This is a genomic window from Streptomyces sp. JLSY215, assembly GCF_059682825.1.
The window spans coordinates 7,999,731-8,018,658 of record NZ_CM185022.1 but is presented as its reverse complement, the minus strand read 5'-3'; the positions used below and the strand labels follow the sequence as shown (position 1 = coordinate 8,018,658).

At 71.9% G+C, this 18,928-nt stretch carries 17 protein-coding genes; 2 read left to right on the top strand and 15 right to left on the bottom strand.

Going from position 1 to position 18,928, the window contains the following annotated elements:
* Nucleotides 1-2: 2 nt before the first annotated feature.
* The 13 genes from hypA to AC5677_RS35535 all read right to left on the bottom strand — a co-directional run bounded on the left by hypA (nt 3) and on the right by AC5677_RS35535 (nt 12,951).
* The gene (hypA, locus tag AC5677_RS35595) at nt 3-383 is read right to left on the bottom strand and encodes a hydrogenase maturation nickel metallochaperone HypA (protein ID WP_497192014.1); all 381 of its coding nucleotides are present in this window, start codon (nt 381-383) and stop codon (nt 3-5) included.
* A gap of 205 nt (nt 384-588) precedes the next feature.
* Nucleotides 589-690, bottom strand: a complete 102-nt coding sequence (locus AC5677_RS35590; protein ID WP_497192013.1) for a DUF6893 family small protein — start codon at nt 688-690, stop codon at nt 589-591.
* A 14-nt stretch (nt 691-704) separates the two neighbouring features.
* The gene (locus tag AC5677_RS35585; RefSeq protein ID WP_497192012.1) at nt 705-1,268 is read right to left on the bottom strand and encodes a hydrogenase maturation protease; all 564 of its coding nucleotides are present in this window, start codon (nt 1,266-1,268) and stop codon (nt 705-707) included.
* Nucleotides 1,265-2,659 (bottom strand): hypothetical protein, encoded by a 1,395-nt coding sequence (locus AC5677_RS35580; protein WP_497196878.1) that lies wholly within the window; start codon nt 2,657-2,659, stop codon nt 1,265-1,267. Before AC5677_RS35580 ends, AC5677_RS35585 begins: the two co-directional genes overlap by 4 nt.
* Nucleotides 2,660-2,682: 23 nt before the next feature.
* Nucleotides 2,683-3,414 carry a DUF6084 family protein gene (locus AC5677_RS35575; RefSeq protein ID WP_497192011.1) on the bottom strand — a complete coding sequence of 244 codons (732 nt, stop codon included), beginning with the start codon at nt 3,412-3,414 and terminating at the stop codon, nt 2,683-2,685.
* Nucleotides 3,411-4,073 carry a DUF5947 family protein gene (locus AC5677_RS35570; protein ID WP_497192010.1) on the bottom strand — a complete coding sequence of 221 codons (663 nt, stop codon included), beginning with the start codon at nt 4,071-4,073 and terminating at the stop codon, nt 3,411-3,413. The genes AC5677_RS35575 and AC5677_RS35570 overlap by 4 nt, the downstream gene beginning before the upstream one ends.
* Complete coding sequence (locus AC5677_RS35565) at nt 4,070-4,618, bottom strand: NifU-related iron-sulfur-binding protein (RefSeq protein WP_497192009.1); 549 nt, start codon at nt 4,616-4,618, stop codon at nt 4,070-4,072. Before AC5677_RS35565 ends, AC5677_RS35570 begins: the two co-directional genes overlap by 4 nt.
* On the bottom strand, nt 4,615-6,399 hold the full coding sequence (locus AC5677_RS35560; RefSeq protein WP_497192008.1) for a nickel-dependent hydrogenase large subunit: 1,785 nt from the start codon (nt 6,397-6,399) through the stop codon (nt 4,615-4,617). The genes AC5677_RS35565 and AC5677_RS35560 overlap by 4 nt, the downstream gene beginning before the upstream one ends.
* 223 nt (nt 6,400-6,622) lie before the next feature.
* The gene (locus tag AC5677_RS35555; protein WP_497192007.1) at nt 6,623-7,714 is read right to left on the bottom strand and encodes an NADH-quinone oxidoreductase subunit B family protein; all 1,092 of its coding nucleotides are present in this window, start codon (nt 7,712-7,714) and stop codon (nt 6,623-6,625) included.
* Between the two features lie 101 nt (nt 7,715-7,815).
* On the bottom strand, nt 7,816-7,983 hold the full coding sequence (locus AC5677_RS35550) for a hypothetical protein (protein WP_497192006.1): 168 nt from the start codon (nt 7,981-7,983) through the stop codon (nt 7,816-7,818).
* A 219-nt stretch (nt 7,984-8,202) separates the two neighbouring features.
* Nucleotides 8,203-8,943, bottom strand: a complete 741-nt coding sequence (locus AC5677_RS35545) for a DUF4232 domain-containing protein (RefSeq protein WP_497192005.1) — start codon at nt 8,941-8,943, stop codon at nt 8,203-8,205.
* 482 nt (nt 8,944-9,425) lie between these two features.
* Complete coding sequence (locus AC5677_RS35540) at nt 9,426-10,961, bottom strand: right-handed parallel beta-helix repeat-containing protein (protein ID WP_497192004.1); 1,536 nt, start codon at nt 10,959-10,961, stop codon at nt 9,426-9,428.
* A gap of 193 nt (nt 10,962-11,154) precedes the next feature.
* Entirely contained in the window at nt 11,155-12,951 is a 1,797-nt protein-coding gene (locus AC5677_RS35535; RefSeq protein WP_497192003.1) for a 2-isopropylmalate synthase, read from the bottom strand.
* Nucleotides 12,952-13,161: 210 nt separating this feature from the next.
* On the opposite strand from AC5677_RS35535, the gene AC5677_RS35530 reads away from it, so the two are divergent.
* A complete protein-coding gene (locus AC5677_RS35530) occupies nt 13,162-13,854 on the top strand; it encodes a FadR/GntR family transcriptional regulator (protein WP_497192002.1) in 693 nt (230 codons plus the stop codon).
* Between the two features lie 153 nt (nt 13,855-14,007).
* On the opposite strand, the gene AC5677_RS35525 is transcribed toward AC5677_RS35530, so the two are convergent.
* Both AC5677_RS35525 and AC5677_RS35520 read right to left on the bottom strand, forming a co-directional pair.
* Nucleotides 14,008-16,428 carry an MFS transporter gene (locus AC5677_RS35525; RefSeq protein WP_497192001.1) on the bottom strand — a complete coding sequence of 807 codons (2,421 nt, stop codon included), beginning with the start codon at nt 16,426-16,428 and terminating at the stop codon, nt 14,008-14,010.
* 550 nt (nt 16,429-16,978) lie between these two features.
* Nucleotides 16,979-17,638 carry a ScbR family autoregulator-binding transcription factor gene (locus AC5677_RS35520; protein WP_497192000.1) on the bottom strand — a complete coding sequence of 220 codons (660 nt, stop codon included), beginning with the start codon at nt 17,636-17,638 and terminating at the stop codon, nt 16,979-16,981.
* 259 nt (nt 17,639-17,897) lie between these two features.
* Here AC5677_RS35520 and AC5677_RS35515 point away from each other — a divergent pair, with 259 nt between their 5' ends.
* Nucleotides 17,898-18,800, top strand: coding sequence for a ScbA/BarX family gamma-butyrolactone biosynthesis protein (locus AC5677_RS35515; RefSeq protein WP_497191999.1), 903 nt, complete (start codon nt 17,898-17,900; stop codon nt 18,798-18,800).
* Nucleotides 18,801-18,928: the final 128 nt, after the last annotated feature.

Sequence of the window (18,928 nt, the reverse complement as noted above, 5' to 3'; positions counted from 1 at the left end):
TTTCAGCGCTCCTGGTGGGTCGGTACGGGCAGCGGGGCGTCGTGCCAGCTGACGCTGACGATCCCCAGTTCACGGCCGGACAGCAGCTCGGTGCTCGCCCCGCCGCAGGTCGGGCAGCTCAGTTGCGGTGGCATTCCCGCGGGCCAGGTGTGCGCGCACGGGCCGCAGCGGGCGCGGGCCGGCACCGCCTCGACGATCAGTTCCGCGCCTTCCAGGACCGTTCCGGTGCAGGCGAGTTCGAAGGAGAAGGCGAGGGCGTCCGGGACCACTCCGGCCAGTTCGCCGACCTGGAGCCGGACGCTGCCGACCGAGACGGCGCCGTCGGGCCGGGCCGCGCTTTCGACCTGGTCGACGACCGCCAGCGCGATGGACATCTCGTGCATCGGGATCTCTCCGGTACGGGGCTCGCTCCGGTACGGGGGCTCGCTGCGGTCCGGGGCGCTCCCGCCGGAACGGGAACGACCGGGGGCCGCCCGGCTCATTAGACGGCGGGGCCCCCGGGCGGCCGGGGCGCCCCGCCGGGCGGGCCGGTGGCGTCCGCCGTTCGGTGCAGCGGTGTCGGGCCGGCCGGTGGTACCCGGCCGCGGTTCACATGGCCCGCATCCGCAGATAGCGCCGGATGTCGGGCAGCTGGGTCAGGAGGGCGGCGAAGGCGGCGGCGAGTGCCGCGCCGAGGACGAGCTTGCGCATGGTTCGGGTTCCTCTCACGGGTGGGTGGCGCGGGTGGACGGCCGGGCGTCGGCCGCGGTCGGTTCCGCCCCGCCGACCAGCCGCAGGATCAGCGCCACGGCCTCGTCGACCGCGGCGGCCACCGGCTCGCTCAGTCCGATGCCTTCCTCGACGTCGGCGGGTTCGCAGCCGACGACCAGGACGCGCTGCGGGCGGTCGGCGCCGGTGCCGGCGCTGAGCGTGTCGAGCAGGGCGAGCACGCTGTCCGGGGTCATGTGGTGGCCGTCGACGGCGGGGGGCCGCGGACCGGCGGGGGCGGGGGTGGTGGCGGTGGCGGTGGCGTCGAGGAGGTAGACGGTGCCGGGTGCGCCGCCGCGCGCGGAGGCGTCCACGAGGAGCACCGTGTGGTAGCCGTCGAGCATCTGGTAGGCCAGGTGCACCCCGCGCACCCCGGAGTCGATGACCTCGACGTCATCGGGCAGCGGGTGTTCGCCGAGCCGCCGGACGGCCTCGACGCCGAAGCCGTCGTCGCCGAGGAAGATGTTGCCGACGCCGGCGATCAGCGTCTTGGGCCGGGCGGGAGGGGAAGCCGCGCTCACGCGTCCTCCAGGGGGGCGACCTCGTCGGGCTGGAAGTACAGGAAGCGGCCCTGTTCGCGCCGGATGTCGGCGCCCGGGTCGCCCTCGACGGTCACCGCGAGGTGCACCCCGCCGTCCACGTCGTGCAGGACGGCCTCGATCTGGGCGCTGCGGCCGTGCAGAAAGAGGTCCTGGGCGTCGGTACGGCGCTTGCCGGGGCGCAGCCGCACCCGGCTGCCGGCGCCGAGGGAGCGGCCGTCGACCGTGATGCGGTCGCGGACGGGGTCGACGCTGCGGTCGCTCTCCGGGTCCCACCAGGGGGTTTCGGGGCGCAGGCCGGGTACGTCGGGGGCCTGTTCGGCGGGCGCGGCCGGTCCGGGAGCGGTGACCTCGCGCAGCGCCCGTACCGCGCCGTGCAGCCGTTCCAGCACTTCGGGGGGCATGGTGTCGGCGAGGTCGATGACCTCGGCGGCGCGGGGGTCGGTGCCGCGCGCCTCGCGCTTCTCCTGGTCGGTGAGGGCTGCGGTGCGCAGGGTGAGGATCTCGTCGATCTCCAGGGCGTCGTAGAGCGCGCCGGGGCTTTCGGGGGCGATGGCCGGGTGGTCCTCCAGGATGATCGGGGAGGAGAGGACCACGTCGGCGCGGCCGGGCTCGCCGGCCAGTACGGGCCAGGTGTGCTGGTTGCGGCAGGCCGCGGCGGCGCCCTTGGCCCACTCCGGGGGGTCGGTCTGGGACAGGAAGGACCCGGCGTCGATGCCGAGCAGGAGATGGGCCGCGACCAGCGCGCGGGGCAGCGCCGCGTCCCGGTCGGCGGCGGGGCCGTCGGGCGTCCAGCTGCTGGTGTTCTCGACGGTGGCGGTCAGCCGCAACGTCGCGTAGGGGCCGTCGAGTTCGCTCGCCGAGAGCCGCAGTACGCCCTCGATCTCCTCGCGGCGGCGCACCAGCCGCCCGATCAGTTGCCCGTCCGCGTCGTGCACCGGCTCGGTCTCCTCCCGGGCGGGGCGGGAGAAGGGGAGGGTGCGGCCCGCGCCGAGGAGTTCGGTGACGTCGACGACGCCGGTGATGCGCTCCTCGACGCCTTCGTCCCAGGGGACCAGCACCCGGTCGGGGAGCGGGAGTTCCTCGACGGTCTCGTACTCGCCGTCGGGGCGGAGGCGCTGGACCGTACGGCGCTGGGCCTGCAGGAAGCGCAGTTCGGCGGAGAGCCGGGCGCAGGACCGCGGCTCCATCAGGCATTCGGTGCGCTGGAAGGAGTGTTCCTCGCGCTCGGCGCCCCAGTGGGGCGGGACCAGCACGCCGAACTGCCAGCGCAGGCGGTTCTTGGCGGCGGAGGCGCGGTAGGGGTAGAGCACATAGCCCTCGAAGAGCACCGCGTCCGCCACCTGGCGGGCGGTGGCGAAGCGGGCCGCCATCTCGTCGGGCAGGACGCTGGTGGTCACGGCGCGGTCCTTTCGGCGGCGGGCCGGGCGGCGGTGAAGGGACGCGGGGGCGAAGGGGGGAGCTGCTGCCCCGCTCTGGGGGCGGCGGGGGACGTTTCGGCGGTTCGGGCGTCGTCGAGCAGCGCCTCGACGGTCGCCTCCCAGGAGGGCAGGGCGCGCCGGGAGCGGAAGGCGAGCAGCGCGTCGAGGGTCTCGCGCCGCAGCCGGAGCCAGCCGCAGCCGGGGAAGTGCTGCTCGGTCATCTCCTGCCAGACCGCCACGGGCATCCGGAAGGGCGCCTCCTTGTCCCAGGGCACCGGTCCGACGCTGAAGCCGGCGGGGCCGGCGAACACCGTTCCGGAGAACAGCAGCAGGAGCGGGACCTCGCCGTCGCGCAACGCATGGAAGTAGCGGGCGGCGGCGATGTCCATGTCGTAGGTGCAGGGGACGGGCAGGTCCACCTCCGTCGTGCCGGTGAAGCCGGGGACGACGAGCGAGACCTGCGCGAACTGGAGAGGGTTGAGGGTGCTGCCCCAGCGGGCGCGTTCGCCGAAGAGGTCGGACAGCGCCTCCGCCTCGTCGGAGGCGTAGCCGCGGCGAGCCGGTTCGATACGGATCTGGCAGCGCAGCGCGATGGCGTGCACCCGGGCGGGGTCGGCGGCGGTGATGCGCAGCCGGAAGACGAGGGTGGGGCCGGCGGCGTAGCGGTCGGCGCGGACGCCGGTGCAGTCGAAGGAGAGGTCGGTCACGGCCGGTCGGCCTCCCTCGGCGGGCGGGCGCGGCGTGCGACGCGGGCGAAGAAGTCGTCGAGGGCGGCGCGCGCCTCGGCGCCGCCGTCGAAGCCCTGCCACAGCTGCCGCATCCGGCCGACGAGTTCGTAGCAGATGTCGACGGGTACCAGGAAGCAGTCGACCACGTTCTGCGTGCGGCGCAGCAGGAGGGCCTCGACGTCGGGTTCGAGGAGGCGGGCGAGGACGGTGGCGTCGAGGACGGTCCCCCAGATGCCGGGGTCGAGTTCGCTCTCGGTGGCGCCGGCCGGGCTGGGGTAGAGCGCAACCAGCCGGTCCAGGTCGGTGTTCTTGAGGAAGAAGGCGACGCCGACGGGGATCTGGAGGAGGTCCCAGGTCGCGGTGTCGAGGGTGTGGCCCGGGTCGGTGAGGTAGCGGTCCGGGACGGTGCGGAACTGTCCGGCGCCGGGCTGTTCGAAGAGCAGGGCACAGGGGGTGCAGGCGCATGCCAGCGCGCGGCGTTTGGTGTCGACGAGGTGGCGGTGATGGTGCTCGGCGAGCGACGCGCCGCACAGCTCGCAGCGTTCGGGGGTGGGTGGTTGCGGTGCGCGGAATCTGCGCAGGCCCCGGTGGGCGGTGGGTGCTCCGGGGTGCACGGGCGCGGTGGGCGGGGCGCTCACGAGGCCGTGGCGGCGGTCGGCGGGCGGCGGGAGATCTGCAGCAGCGCCGGCTCCGGCCCGGCCGACTCCAGCCGTACCGAGGTCACCTCGGGTGCGAAGCAGGACAGGGCGTTCTCGATGGCCTGCTGGGCCGCCTGCGCGGTGCTCGGGCAGCCGCAGCCGCCCGAGGCGGGGGCCCGCAGCCGCAGCAGACCGCTCTCCGCGTCGAAGTTGACGATCTCGGCGGGGTGCTGGGGCCGGAGGCTGTCCAGGGCGCGGCCGATGCGGGTGGTGACGTTCTCCGGGTGCAGATCGTGCAGGACGAGCAGGGAGGCCACGAGCTCGTCGCCGAGCAGGGCCGGTTGCCGGTCCTCGCCGAGGAGCTGCAGCATCCGGGTGAGCCCGGCGCCGTAGAAGTCCATCAGGGTGCGGACGAGTTCCTCGGCGGCCGCGCCGGCGTCGGCGCCGCCGCCGTCGGTGAGCCGGTCCAGGATCTCTTCGATGCGGCGGCCGGTCGTCTCGGCGGCCGGAGCGGCGGGGGCGGGGGCCGTGGTGGGGGCGCTCATCCGCCCAGTCCGCTCAGGCCGGTGGGCACATGCATCTTCTGTACGGACTTGCCGTTGCCGACGTACATATGGACGCCGCAGGGCAGACAGGGGTCGAAGCTGCGGACCGCGCGCATGATGTCGATGCCCTTGAAGTTCTCCGGGGAGTTCTCCTCGAAGATCGGGGTGTTCTGGACGGCGTCCTCGTACGGGCCGGGGGTGCCGTAGCTGTCGCGGGTGCTGGCGTTCCAGGGCGTCGGCGGATAGGGGTGATAGTTGGCGATCTTGCCGTCGCGGATGACCATGTGGTGGGAGAGGACGCCGCGTACCGCCTCGGTGAAGCCGCAGCCGATGGACTCGTCGGGGACCTCGAACTTCTCCCAGGTCTGGGTGCGTCCGGCGCGGACCTCCTCGAGCCCCTGCTCGGCGAAGTGCAGGGCCATGGCCGCCGAGTAGGCCTGGAAGTACGTCCGGGCGCGGTTGCGCTCCAGCGCATTGCTCCACTTGGGGATCTTCCACTCGAAGCGGGCCTCGGGCCGGGTCATGCTGCGCGGCAGGTCGATGACGACGCTCTGGCCGGTGGCCTTGACGTAGGGGGTGTCGACGAGACCGGACAGCGCGGTGGACCACAGGCGGGCGATCGGGCCGCCGCCGGTGTCCAGCGCCAGGTGCTCCTTGCCGTCGAACCAGCGGGGCGACATCACCCAGCTGTACTTGTCGTTGAAGTCCCGCTTCTGGGGAGCGGGGATGGTGTGCTGGTTCCAGGGGTGGCGCGGGTCGACGGGGTTGCCGAGCGGGTCGTGGGTGACGAACTGCTCCTGGCCTTCCCAGTCCTGGTAGTAGGAGCTGCCGAGCAGGATCCGGATGCCGAGGTTGATCTGGGTGAGGTCGTTGGTAACGAGCTTGCCGTCGACGATAATGCCCGGGGTGACGAACATCTTCCGTCCCCAGTCGGTCATGTTGCGGTAGGTGAAGTCGCAGTGCTCGGGGTCGTTGAGCGCGCCCCAGCAGCCGAGCAGTACCCGCCGCTGACCGACCTGTTCGTAGCCGGGCAGTGCCTCGTAGAAGAAGTCGAACAGGTCGTCATGGAGCGGCACCACGCGCTTCATGAACTCCACGTAGCGCATCAGCCGGGTGAGGTAGTCGGTGAAGAGCTGGACGCTGGCGACCGTGCCGACGCCGCCCGGGTAGAGCGTGGAGGGGTGCACATGGCGGCCCTCCATGAGACAGAACATCTCGCGCGTATAGCGGCTGACCTGGAGTGCCTCGCGGTAGAACTCCCCCTCGATGGGGTTGAGGGAGGTCATGATGTCGGCGATGGTGCGGAAGCCGTGCTCGCCGGCGTGCGGGGCCTCGGTGCGCTGGGCGAGCTCCCAGACTCCGGGGTTGGTCTCCCGGACCATTTTTTCGCAGTAGTCGACCCCGACGAGGTTCTCCTGGAAGATGTTGTGGTCGAACATGTACTCGGCGGACTCGCCGAGGTTGATGACCCACTCCCCCAGGTGCGGCGGCTTCACCCCATAGGCCATGTTCTGGGTGTACACCGAGCAGGTGGCGTGGTTGTCGCCGCAGATGCCGCAGATCCGGCTGGTGATGAAGTGCGCGTCGCGCGGGTCCTTGCCGCGCATGAAGACGCTGTAGCCGCGGAAGACGGACGAGGTGCTGTAGCACTCCGCCACCCGCTTCTGCTTGAAGTCGATCTTGGTGTGGATGCCGAGGCTGCCCACGATCCGGGTGATCGGATCCCAGGACATCTCCGTCAGACCGCTGCCGTCGCCGGCCGCCTTCGTCTTCGGTGCCATCGTGTGTGCCGTGCCCTTCTTTAGCGCGCGGGAGGGAGGGGGTCTGACGCCATGGGGTCTGGCTGTGGGGGTGCTGCGAGGAATGCCTGCGGGGGTGTGCCGCCGGGTGGTGCGGCGGGAGTGTCCGGCGCCCGGCACCCGATGGGACTACCGGGGCCGGGCACTCACGGGCCGGGCGATCGACGCTCGGGCGATCAGGCCGGGACGGCTTCGGGGCGTACGGTCACCAAGGCGACCGGTAGCCGGTGGTCAGCTTGCCGCCGCGGTGGCGCCACTTGGGTTCGTGGTCCACGGTCCTGGCGGTGATGTCGCGCAGTCGACGGACGAGACTGCCGTAAGTGGCGCTCGCGGTGCTGGAGACCTTGCTGCCGGGCGGCTCATCCATGAACGGCATGAATTTGTCGGGGAATCCCGGCATCGTGCAGGCGATACAGATGCCGCCGACGTTCGGGCAGCCGCCGATGCCATCCATCCAGCCCCGCTTGGGCACATTGCATTTCACCACGGGACCCCAGCATCCGAGCTTCACCAGACACTTGGGCGAGTCGTAGGTGGTGGCGAACTGCCCCTGCTCGTAGTACCCGGCCCGGTCGCAGCCCTCGTGCACGGTGGCACCGAACAGCCAGGACGGGCGCAGCTGGTCGTCCAGGGGGATCATCGGGGCCGAGCCCGCCGCCTGGTAGAGCAGATACGTCAGGGTCTCGGCGAAGTTGTCGGGCTGGATCGGGCAGCCGGGTACGCACACGATCGGGATGCCGGCCTTGGACTTCCAGTCCCAGCCCAGGTAGTCGGGCACGCCCATCGCGCCGGTCGGGTTGCCGGCCATCGCATGGATTCCGCCGTAGGTGGCGCAGGTGCCGATCGCGACGACGGCCAGCGCCTTGGGCGCGAGCCGGTCGATCCACTCACTGGTGGTGATCGGCTGGCCGGTCTCGGGGTTGTCGCCGAAGCCGCACCAGTACCCCTCCGGCTTGATCGACTCGTTCGGGATGGACCCCTCGACGACCAGCACGAACGGGTCGATCTCGCCGCGCTCGCCCTTGAAGAACCATTCGATGAAGGTGTCCGCGCCCTGTGTCGGACCGCATTCGAAGTCGATCAGCGGCCAGTGCACCTGGATCTTGGGCAGGCCGGGCAGCACGCTCAGCGCGATCTCTTCGATGCTCGGCTGGGTCGCCGCGGTCAGCGACACCGAGTCGCCGTCGCAACTGAGTCCCGCGTTGATCCAGAGCACATGAATCGGGGCCTCGTCCGCATCGGACGGGCTCCCGTTCGCTTGCGCGTGGTCGACGGCGGTCGGCGGTCCTGCAGCCATGGGGGTGCCTCCTCGCAGGGGCGCATCGCAGGGGTATGCAACGAAAGCCCGTTTGACGGCTTTCGCTCCCTTGGTAGCACCGATCACCCCTCCCCGAGCGGTTACGCGGTCCGTTCCGGTGACGGGGGCGTGGCGCGCGGCCCGCGGCCCACGGCCTGCGGCTCGCTCAGCGGGCGGCGGCGGGTGACGGCAGGCGGCAGGTGGCGGGCGGCCGCATACGTCAGCGGGTCGCCGCTCCCCTGAGCGGCGACCCGATCCCCTTCACGCACGGCCGCAGGGCACCCGGAAGCGCCGGCCTCATCCCCCTGTCCCCGGCCCGGACCCGTCCCCGACGGGGTGGCGCCGCGCGGCGGCCGTCTCCTCCGGGACGGCCGAAACTCCGCGGCGACCGACGCTGCGGCACGCGCCCTCAACGGCCCGGCCCGCGGCTGCCGCATCCGGGCGCGCGATCACCGGGAGGCACCCTCGGCCGCCCGGCCGTGGCACCGTCAGCCCAGGGATCCGGCCTCGACCGTCGTCACATCGAACCGTCCGCCGCACACCCGCAGCCCGCCACTGTTGGTGGTCATCGAGTCCTTGGAGCCGGGCGGGTAGACGTAGACCAGCTGCGACTGCTTCCAGCACGGGGTGTCGGAGACGCCGTCATTGACGGTGTGCAGCACGGCGTGCGCGCTCTGTCCGGGCTGCAGGCGGACGGCACCGCCCGCGGCGCCCGAGCGGGTGGCGGGCTTGCCGACCGTCGAGCCGTCGCGCAGGATCAGCGAGACCCCGGGGAAGCCCCGCAGCGTACAGGCCGTCTTGCCCTTGTTGGTGAACACCAGAGGGATGTGGATGTTGCCCGCGCCGATGTCGGTGCGGCCCAGGCCCAGCGACATGTTGTTCGCGGTGCAGCGGTCCGAGACGGTCATGACCGAGGTGTGGGACTCGGATGCGCTCGGGGCCTTGGCCTCCGGCTTGCCGCTGGGGGACTTCGCTCCGGCGCCGGACGACGGCCCGGCGGCCTCGTCGGAGTGGCCCTGGCTGCCGGACGGGCGCGTGTCGTTGCCGGACGACTGCGAGCTGTGACTGCCCTGCGGGCTGTTGGCCGCGGCGGGCGCGGAGGCCGACGAGGAGTGGGAGGCGGAGTCCGGCCCGTTCTGGCAGGCGGTGAGCGCGAGCGCCGCGACGGCGATCAGTGATCCGGCGGCGACCCGGCGGCCGCGGCCGAGGGATTGGGTGGTGAGCGACATCAGTCTCCCCCTCGTCTGGTGGTTGCGTACCCTCAGGGGTGGGGTGCGCACGGTCGGTCCGTTGTTCTTTCAGAGTGACCCCGTCCACTGCTGGTCCGCTAACGAGGCGCTAACGCACCGCTAACGGTCCGGAGCGCCCGGCGAGGCGGTGGCTCCGGCGGACCGCTGCCCGCGAGGCCGGAGCCCGGATGCGCCGCTCAGGCTCGCAGAATTTCCCCCGTATCGAACGTGCCCCTCAGCGGTTCGGCCGTTCCTCCCTTCGGCCCCGTCGGCACCACCACACCCCACCCGCACCATCCCACCCACCGGCACCAGGTGACCGCCGACGACCGGCGGTCGCCGTGCGCCGCGCGATGTCCCTGTGGCCTCCGGGACGGTTGCGTACCCGCGGCCGCCGACCGCCGTCGCCGCAAGGCCATCGGCGGGCGTCCGCACGCCGCTCCCCCGAAGGTGACATTGACGAGAAACGGACCGCCCGCGCGCTACTGCCCCCGCCCCTGGTAGGCACCGATGTTCGGCGGGTCGGGAATCGGGTTGCCGTAGAAGTCGCGGTCGCCCGGGTCCGGGACGCGCACGCCCGCCCCGAGGGCCGGGGAGCCCGCGCGGAGTTGCAGGTCGTCCGGTGCGACGAAGCGGGGATCGGCGATCACCGCCGCGGTGTCGCCGTCGGGAGGCCGTGAGATCCGGGCGTAGAGGTTGTGGTCGTAGGTGTTGTGCCCATCGGTGATCGGGGAGTTCGCCGCGGCGCCGACGAAAATGTTGTTGCGGAAGACGACGCCGCCGGGGCCGTTGCTGCTCACCATCGCGGTGCCCGGGGCGTTGGTGGCGAGGGTGTTGTTGTGGACGAGGGTGCGGGTCGCGGCCGCGCAGACGACCGACACCACTCCGTACGGTGCGGAGGTGTTGCGGTCGTTGAGGCTGAGGTTGTACCGCACCGTATTGCGGTCGGACGTCATCCCCTCCCCGTTGCAGACCAGCAGGAAGCCGCCCTCGTTGTCGTGGCTGTAGTTGTACTGGTAGATGTTGCCGTTGTTGCCGCCGTCGATGTCGTACGCCATCGAGTCCCGGGTTCCGTGGCCGCCGCTGACCTCGTTGAACTGAGAGACGACCCGGTCGGAATTCCAGGACCAGATCCCGGCGTTGTAGCCCGCCGAGCGCATGTTGAAGCCGTCGACCCGGTTGTGTTCGACCCGCGCGCCGACCGCGTTCTGCACCACGATCCCGTCCCCGCCGACATCGCGCACCGTGTTGTCGTGCACCGACAGGCCGGTGATCGGCGCGAAGGACGTGCCGGGACCCTGCGGGTGTTCGGGCCGCCGGCCCCAGGTGGAGGAGGTGCCGATGCCGGTGCGATCGGTGTGCGTCACGGTGGAACGGCGGACCGTCACCTGCGCGAAGCCGGTCGGCCGGGCCGAGCCCTGTACGGCGAAGAGGATGCCGCCCGAGGGGTCGGGGTCCTTGAAGTCGGCGCCGTTGACGTCGTGTACGTCCACGCCGTCGATGAGGTAGTGCCGCCCGGTGCCGAGGTCGTGCAGCCGTACGAGCACCCCGGCGCGCCGGTCGGTGGTGGTGGCCGGGCCGGTGTTGGACACGTCGAGGTTGCGCAGCTCCCAGTACTGCACGTTGTCCAGGAGGATCGCGGCCCGTGCGCCCGCGCCCTCGATCCGGGGTTTGGCGCCGCTGCCGTACGCGCCCGCGGAGAGCGGCGCACCGGCCGCGCCGGAGGCGGTGGGGGCGAAGGTCCCGGTGCAGGTGGTGCCGCGCCGGAAGAGGATGCGGTCACCGGGCGACAGGGCCGTCGCGCCCGCCTTCTCCAGGGTGCGCCAGGCGGCCCCGGGGCCGGTGCCGGAGGCGGCATCGGAGCCCGCGGCGCAGTCCACGTAGTAGGTGGCTCGCTGGAGGCGCGCCTGGTCTCCGGCGGCGGCCGGCGGGGCGGCCAGGGCGGCGACGGTGGCGGCGACGGCGGACGCCACGACGGCCGCCCTGCGCAGCCGCCGGGACACGGGGATTGGGAACATCGTCTCTCCCGGTTCGGTGCGTCGGCACGGGCGCGAAGGTCGCCACATCCTCGGGCAGCCGCCCCGCGCGGGCAAGGCGCGCGGGGCGGAGCGCGCGGGAAAGTCCAAGCCTTCCCCGCGGAAGTGCAACGGCGGGAGCGGGACGCCGCGGCCGGGTGCGGCCACCGCGTCCCGCGTCGTACACCGCCGACCGTCAGCCTGCGGCTCCTGCCCGGTTGACGGCCGACAGCACGGCCCGTACGGAGGCCATCAGGACGGAGGTGTCCTGGCCCGCGCCCCAATAGGTGGCGCCGTCGATCCGGCACTGGACGTAGGCGACGGCGGTGCTGTCCGGCCCGGCGGCGGTGGCGTGTTCGGCGTAGCTGACGAGGTCGACGGGGTGTCCGGCGGCGGCCAGCGCGGCGCAGAACGCGGCGAGCGGACCGTTGCCGGTGCCTTCGTGGACGGCGGCACCCAGTTCACAGCTCACCCGGTGCTCCCCCGGTGCGGGCTCGATGGCGCTCCAGGAACCGAGCGTCAGCGGACCGTGCGTCCCCGGGTCGAGATAGGTGCTCCGGAACAGCTCCCACAGGGCCTTGGGCGTGGCCTCCTGGCCGCTGTCGTCGGTGGCCCTCTGCACCGTACGGGAGAAGTCCGGCCGCATCTCCCGCGGCAGGTCCAGCCCGTGGTCGCGGCGCAGCAGATGCGCGATGCCGCCCTTGCCCGACTGGCTGTTGACCCTGATGACGGCCTCGTAGCTGCAGCCGAGATCGGCGGGGTCGACCGGCAGATACGGCACGGTCCAGGGCGCCTGAGGCTCCGGTACGCCCAACTGGGCGGCGCGCTTGGCGTGGTGGTCCAGGCCCTTGCTGATGGCGTCCTGGTGGGTGCCGGAGAAGGCGGTGTGGACGAGTTCGCCGGCGTAGGGGTGGCGGGGGTGGACCGGGATGCGGATGCAGTCCTCGACCGTGCGGCGGACGGTGGCGATGTCCGAGAAGTCGATCATCGGGTCGACGCCCTGGGTGTGCAGGTTCAGGGCGAGGGTCACCAGGTCGACGTTGCCGGTGCGCTCGCCGTTGCCGAACAGACAGCCCTCCACCCGCTGGGCGCCGGCCAGGACGGCGAGTTCCGCGCAGGCCACGCCGGTGCCCCGGTCGTTGTGCGGATGCACGGAGAGGATGACCCCCTCGCGGCGCTCCAGGTGGCGGTGCATGTACTCGATCTGGTCGGCGTACACATTGGGCGTGGCGACCTCGACGGTGGCCGGCAGATTGTGGGTCACCGGGCGGTCCGGCGAGGCGTCCCACAGCCGCGTCAGCCCGTTGCAGATCTCCAGGACGAGATCGGGCTCGGTGAGATTGAAGACCTCCGGTGAGAACTGGAAGCGGATGTCCGATTGGGGCCGGGCGGCAGCCAGTTGGGCCATGTAGCCGGCGGCGTCGCGCACCAGGGCGTGCACCTCGTCGCGGCTGCGACCGAGGACGACCTCGCGCCAGGTGGGGGCGGTGGCGGTGTAGAGGTGCACCACGGTGCGCGGCAGTCCCTCGATGGCGGCGAAGGTCCGCTCGATCAGCTCGCGCCGGGCCGGGGTGAAGACGACGACGGTGACGTCGTCGGGTACGGCGCCGCTCTCGGCCAGATGCCGTACGAAGTCGAAGTCCGTACGGCTCGCGGACGGATAGGCGACCTCGATCTCCTTGAAGCCCATCGCGACCAGCAGGTCGAACATCCGGCGCTTGCGGGGCGTGTCCATCGGCTCCACCAGCGCCTGGTTGCCGTCCCGCAGATCGACCGGCACCCACAGCGGGGCCCGCTCGATCCGGGCGGCGGGCCAGGCGCGTTCGGTGAGCGGCACCTCGACGCGCTCGTGGGCGGGCAGGTAGCGGTGGGCGGGCATCGCGCTGCCGCGCTGCGGATTCCAGGCGGGTGCGGCGGCCGGGACGGGGCCGTCGGGCGTACGGAGCGTGGGGAAAGCCGGGGCGGCGGACGGGGTGGAGCGGGTGCGGGTCATCGCTGTCCTTCTCACAGGCCGGAGGGAGACCGGCAGCACCGAACCCCGCGGCGGGGTGCCGGTCGCGTCAGGCCCCGCCGCGGCGGCCGAGAAGGAGACCACGCAGCTTCATGCCGGGTACACTAGCCATGAATCAACTCCTCAGACAACCTACTCCTCAGACAAGTTGAGGGGCAGGCAGACACCGAGAGAGGCGGCAGGAAGCACCGGATGTCCCTCGAAGCGCTTCGCCCCAGCCCCCTGGTCGAACAGGCCGCCCAGCGGCTGCGCGACCAGATCACCGGCGGCCACTGGCCGGTGGGCACCAAGCTCCCCGGCGAAACCACCCTGGCCAAGACCCTCGGCGTCGGCCGCTCCACTGTCCGCGAGGCCGTACGGGCCCTGGCGGGCGCGGGGCTGGTGCAGCCACGGCAGGGCTCCGGCGTCTTCGTGATCGCCACCGAGCCGACCGAGGACTGGCCCACCCGCCTGCGCGGCGCGGCCGTCGCCGATGTCTACGAGGTGCGCATGATGGTCGAGGTCCAGGCCGCCCGCCTGGCCGCCGACCGCCGCACGGACGCCGATGTCGCGGCCCTCCGCGCCGCCCTCGAAAACCGGCGCACCGCCTGGTCCGGCGGCGACAACGCCGCGTTCCTGGACGCGGACATCGCCCTGCACGCCACGGTCGTCGAGGCCGCGCACAACCCCGTCCTGACCGATCTGTTCGCGGAGTTCGTCCCCGCGCTGCGCAAGGGCCTGGCCGACCTCGTCGCCCTGCTCGACGTGCGCGAGCACGAAGTGGCGCACGGCGACGCCGGGCACGCGGAGCTGGTGGAGGCCGTGATCGGCGGCGACGGGGAGGCGGCGAGCCGCGTCCTGCAGGCCGAACTGGAGGAGACCCTGCGGGAGTTGCCGGCGCGCTGAGACCTTCCGGCTGCGGGGCGCGGCCGCAGCCGGGGTACGCGGCAGAACAGCGGCTCCGCCGTCCGGGGCGCCGCGCCGCCGGAGACGGCCACCGCCCGGCCTCCCGCAGCCGGGAGCTGCGGAACACCGGGCGGCCGGAGCGGCGAGGACCCGTCAGCCGGCCGTCCCCGACGGCCGGGCGAGCTCCAGGTCGAGGATCTCGTCGGCGCCGCCGGAGAGGGATATCGGGGCGGCGTGCGGCGGGTAGCCGGCCGCCGCGAGGGTGTAGCTGCTGCCCGTCAGCCCGGCGAACGCGAAGACGCCGTCGGGTCCGGTGACGGTGTGCCCGGTGACCGTGCCGTCCTCCAGGAGGGTCACCGCCGCGTCGGCGAGCGGCTTGCCGCCGGGGCCCCGTACCGTGCCGCGGACGCTCGCGGCCGGCCGCAGCCGGACGTCCTGGCGGTCCGCCTCGGCGCCGGGGAGCTCGACGGCGCGGGCCTCGGGCTGGTGGCCGGCGGCGGTCAGCGCCAGGGTGTAGGCGCCGGACGGCAGATGCGCGACCTCCCAGCTGCCGTCGGAGCCGGACACGGTACGCGAGACCACCTCGCCGCGGGCATCGGTGACGACGACGCCCGCCGCGGCCAGCGGGGCACCGTCCGGACCCCCGCGCAGGGTCCCGCCCAGCCGGCCGGTGCCGGCGAGAACCAGGTCCAGCGGGGTCGCCGCCTCCGCTCCGTCGTACGTGGCCGAGGCCGCGTGCGGGGCGCGGCCCGGTGCGGCGCCGGTGAGGACGTACGTACCGGCGGCGGGGGCGGCGAGGGCGTAGCGGCCGTCGTCGCCCGTCGTGGTGACGGCGGCCTGGCGGCCCTGCCGGTCGATGAGGGTGACGGTGGCGCGGCGGACGGGCGTGCCGGACGGGTCCAGGACGCGGCCGTGGAAAGCCGTGCGGTGCGGCGGGTCTTCGGCGGCCGGCTGCGCCCCGGAGGGCGTGGGCTGCGCGGACGGGGCGGAGGGCTCCGGTGCGGCCTGCGCGCCGGCGGCCGGACGGGCCGCGACGGCGGAATCGTCCGCGCCGTCCGTCCCCGCCGCCGCGTCCGTGCCCTGCGCCGCCAGGGTCGGCGCCGTACGGGGTGCCCTGCGCTGCGACGGCAGGAATGCCGCCACGAGGACGCCGAGCAGGACGGCGGCCGTGGCGATCAGGAAGGAGACCCGGAAGCCGGTCATGGTGGGCACCGTCACCGGGCCCATGTCCTGGGACAGATGGGCCAGCACCATGCCGATCACGGCGCTGGACACGGACGTACCGATCGACCGCATCAGGGTGTTCAGGCCGTTCGCCGCGCCGGTCTCGGACGGGTCGACTGCGCCGATGATCAGCGCGGGCAGCGAGGAGTAGGCCAGGCCGATGCCGGCGCCGACGATCACCGCGATGATGACCGTCTGCCAGGGAGCATTCATCAGGCCGATGCCCGCGCCGTAACCGATCGCGATGACCAGCATGCCGAGCAGCAGCGAGACCTTGGGGCCACGCCGGGCGGCGATCCGTGCGTACAGCGGGGCGACGAACATCATCGTCAGGCCCAGCGGCGCCACGCACAGGCCGGCCACCACCATCGACTGGCCGAGGCCGTAGCCCGTGGAGGTCGGCAGCTGCAGCAGCTGCGGCAGCACCAGGGAGATCGCGTAGAACGCCACGCCGACCGTGATGGAGGCGAGGTTGGTGAGCAGCACTTCGCGGCGGGCGCTGGTGCGCAGATCGACCAGCGGGTCGGTCATCCGCAGCTCCATCAGGCCCCACAGCACGAGGATCACCACCGCGATGCCGAAGAGCCCGAGGATGGTGGGCGAACCCCAGCCCCAGTCACTGCCCTTGGTGATGGGCAGCAGCAGGGCGACCAGCCCGGCGGTCAGCCCGATGGCACCGGCCACATCGAAGCGCCCCTGCGCACGGACGGACGTCTCCGGTACGACGAGCAGCGTCAGCAGCATCGACAGCACGCCGAGCCCGGCGGCTCCGAAGAACAGGGTGTGCCAGTTGGCGTGCTGGGCGACCAGGGCCGCGGCGGGCAGGGCGAGGCCGCCGCCGACGCCTATGGACGAGCTCATCAGGGCCATCGCCGAGCCGAGCCGTTCGCGCGGCAGCTCGTCGCGCATGATGCCGATGCCGAGCGGGATGGCCCCCATGGCGAAGCCCTGTAGCGCCCGGCCGACGATCATGGTGATCAGATCGCTGGTGAATCCGCAGATCAGCGAGCCGACGACCATGACGGCGAGGCTGGTCAGCAGCATCCGCCGCTTGCCGTACAGGTCACCGAGGCGTCCCATGATCGGCGTCGAGACGGCACCGGCGAGAAGAGTGGCCGTCATGACCCATGTGGCGTTGCTGGGCGCGGTGTTGAGCAGCGACGGCAGGTCCTTGATGACCGGCACGAGCAGCGTCTGCATCACCGCGACGACGATGCCGGAGAAGGCGAGGACCGGGACGATGCCGCGGCCGGCTCTGCGGTGCCCGCCCTTGCCCGCCTCGGGCGCCGTCGGCGCGACGTCGGGAACCGGGGCGCTCCCGGGTAGCTGGTCGGTCGTCGTCTGGGTCATACGTGCGGCCTCCAGGGCGGCAGGAGTGGGTGTCGTCGGGAGCGCGGAGCGCGAGTGAGGCAAGGGCGGAGCAGGGAAGCGGCGTACGGCGGGGGGGGCGTCGGTGGATCAGCGGCGGGTCATCTGGCGTCGGCGGACGGCCGGGCCTTGCGGACCGGTACGTGCGTACCGAACGTTTTCTGCCGCGGGCAGTATTCCGCGCGCCGGAGCACAGCGCGCACCGCGGGTCGTGATCTTCCTCACCGCCTCTGCTGGACCTTGTGTCGACCGACCCCAGCCAAGCGCACGCCACTGACAATCCCCGCGGCTCCCCCGGCCGTCCACATGGCCATCCTCCTGCCGCTGCGACTCGACGAGCCCATGGAGCCTCCCTGCGGAGGACGCCGCGCCCCCCGCGACCCTCCGGAAAACGAACGGGGGCGCCGCTCTTCGTGCGGCGCCCCTGAAATCAGAGAACAAAAAAACCAACTGAGCGGTATCGTTTCAGCACCCAAAACGGCCTTGCACCCCGAAGTGAAACGCAATCCCCGTTATCGCACCAAAAGCCTCATCACGTCGCCACATCCACCAGCGCCGCCGCCTTGAGAGCTGCATCGAGAGCCGCCCCCCTCTCCGGGTCGAGATCCAGCTTCGCAAGGATCGCGGGCACCGCGATGCTGGGCAGGGTGTGCTGAAAGAAAACCATCAGCCGATGATTGAGATCGGCTCTGTTCGCAAAGGCTTGGGACATCATCTGGATTCCCGCAAACGCACCGACGTACAGCTCGGCCGTATCGCGGATGACCACACTCTCCAGGACTTCGCCTCGGACTCTCGCCTCGCCCAACAGCCCTTCGACGAACTGGGTCCAGGAGGTCATGGACCGCTTGCGTTCGAGGTGGTTGGAGCTCTGCTCGACAGCCAGCCGGGCCGCTCCGCGCTGGATCGGGTCGCTGCGCAGCCGGTACGCCAGCACCTGTCCCGCATCGACGAATTCCTGCAATTTGATCTGCTGCGGCTGCACGGCGATGTCCATCACGTGCTCATCCAGCACGGCGAGCGCGAGCGCCTCTTTGGACGCGAAGTGGAAATACAGGGCGCCCTTCGTCACGCCGGCGCGTTCAAGAACTTCCGCGATAGTGGCCCGTTCGTACCCGCGGTCGTCGAAGACGGCGGCCGCCGCCTCCAAGATCAGTCGCCGGGTCCGGATCGCGCGATCCTGTTGCACCATCGGGACGCCTCCTGTCTGTCGAAGTGTTCAAAGGGAGCACCACTTAGTTACGGCCCCCTTCATCTTCAGATCAGGTACTTACCATTTTTCGGCGCCCAGCATTGAAAAGAAAACCGGATGGTACGTATCTTAACAGCGTTCGCATTCGACACCATCCGTCAGATGCCTGGGGGCAGTGATGAGCGACACGATGCACGTCGGTGGCACGGTTCGACCAAGAACACTGCACCCGGGACGAACGGCTTCCGACCCACGAGCCGTGCCTCGTGCTCGGCAAAACGCCGACGTCCACCAGGAGTTCGTACACCGTCCCGCCATTGAGGACATCCTGATCACCTCATGGAACCGGCTGGCCGACAGCCGGTTCTCGCTGACCGCCCGATGGCCCCACGATCACTGGTACTACATCCCTGATCGCGGCCATCACGGCCTTCTTCTCATCGGCGAGACGATCCGGCAGGCGGGGCTTTTGCTCTCGCACACTGAGCTCGGTGTACCGGTCGGCCACCACTTCATCCTCAGCGATCTGGTGTACACAACGCACCCTGAACATCTGGTCGTTGACGGCCGGCCCACGCAGCTGACGATCGAGGTCTTCTTGACCAACACCCGCATGCGGGCGGGCACGCTCGTCAGCAGCCGGTTCGACATGACCTTCCGAACCGCGGGGCGGATCGTCGCCACCGGCCACTCCCACGTCAGCGTCACCGCGCCCGCCGTCTACCGCCGCATCCGTGGCGAGCGGCTCGCGGCGCGCCAGCCCGACGGCCCGCTCCCCTCCCCCGTGCCGCGCTGGGTGACCGGCAGCCTCAAGGACAGCGATGTCCTGCTCTCCCCCACCGACCGGAGCGGCCGCTGGGAGCTGCGCATCGCCCCCGGCCACGCCGCGCTGGTGAACCCGGCGAACGACCATGTGCCGGGCATGGTGCTGCTCGACGCCGCCCAGCAAGCCGCCCGCGCCCTGACCGCCCCCGAGCCCTTCACGCCGTACGCCTTCAGCACCGAGTTCCATCGCTACGGCGAACACGGCATCCCCTGCGAGATCGCGGCCCGGCGGGTGCCGTCGGCCGTGCCCGGGGCCGCCACGGTGGAGGTGACGGGTTGCCAGCAGGGAGAACCGGTGTTCACGTCCCTCCTCACGGCGCCGGAGCGGTGGCGCTGAACCGCGCGGGCCCCAAAAAGGCACCCCGGCCGGTCGAGAGGCGCCGAGAGGCACCAAGATTCGGCCACGGCACACGTCCGTACGAGACAGTGGTACGAGCGAGTCGCACTTCGCGCACCCCTCCAACA

Bases quoted from the DNA above. Each gene is read 5' to 3' on its own strand.
- hypA (WP_497192014.1), bottom strand. From the start codon at position 383: ATGCACGAGATGTCCATCGCGCTGGCGGTCGTCGACCAGGTCGAAAGC.
- AC5677_RS35590 (WP_497192013.1), bottom strand. From the start codon at position 690: ATGCGCAAGCTCGTCCTCGGCGCGGCACTCGCCGCCGCCTTCGCCGCC.
- AC5677_RS35580 (WP_497196878.1), bottom strand. From the start codon at position 2,659: ATGGCGGCCCGCTTCGCCACCGCCCGCCAGGTGGCGGACGCGGTGCTC.
- AC5677_RS35565 (WP_497192009.1), bottom strand. From the start codon at position 4,618: ATGAGCGCCCCCACCACGGCCCCCGCCCCCGCCGCTCCGGCCGCCGAG.
- AC5677_RS35560 (WP_497192008.1), bottom strand. From the start codon at position 6,399: ATGGCACCGAAGACGAAGGCGGCCGGCGACGGCAGCGGTCTGACGGAG.
- AC5677_RS35555 (WP_497192007.1), bottom strand. From the start codon at position 7,714: ATGGCTGCAGGACCGCCGACCGCCGTCGACCACGCGCAAGCGAACGGG.
- AC5677_RS35545 (WP_497192005.1), bottom strand. From the start codon at position 8,943: ATGTCGCTCACCACCCAATCCCTCGGCCGCGGCCGCCGGGTCGCCGCC.
- AC5677_RS35540 (WP_497192004.1), bottom strand. From the start codon at position 10,961: ATGTTCCCAATCCCCGTGTCCCGGCGGCTGCGCAGGGCGGCCGTCGTG.
- AC5677_RS35535 (WP_497192003.1), bottom strand. From the start codon at position 12,951: ATGACCCGCACCCGCTCCACCCCGTCCGCCGCCCCGGCTTTCCCCACG.
- AC5677_RS35530 (WP_497192002.1), top strand. From the start codon at position 13,162: ATGTCCCTCGAAGCGCTTCGCCCCAGCCCCCTGGTCGAACAGGCCGCC.
- AC5677_RS35525 (WP_497192001.1), bottom strand. From the start codon at position 16,428: ATGACCCAGACGACGACCGACCAGCTACCCGGGAGCGCCCCGGTTCCC.
- AC5677_RS35520 (WP_497192000.1), bottom strand. From the start codon at position 17,638: ATGGTGCAACAGGATCGCGCGATCCGGACCCGGCGACTGATCTTGGAG.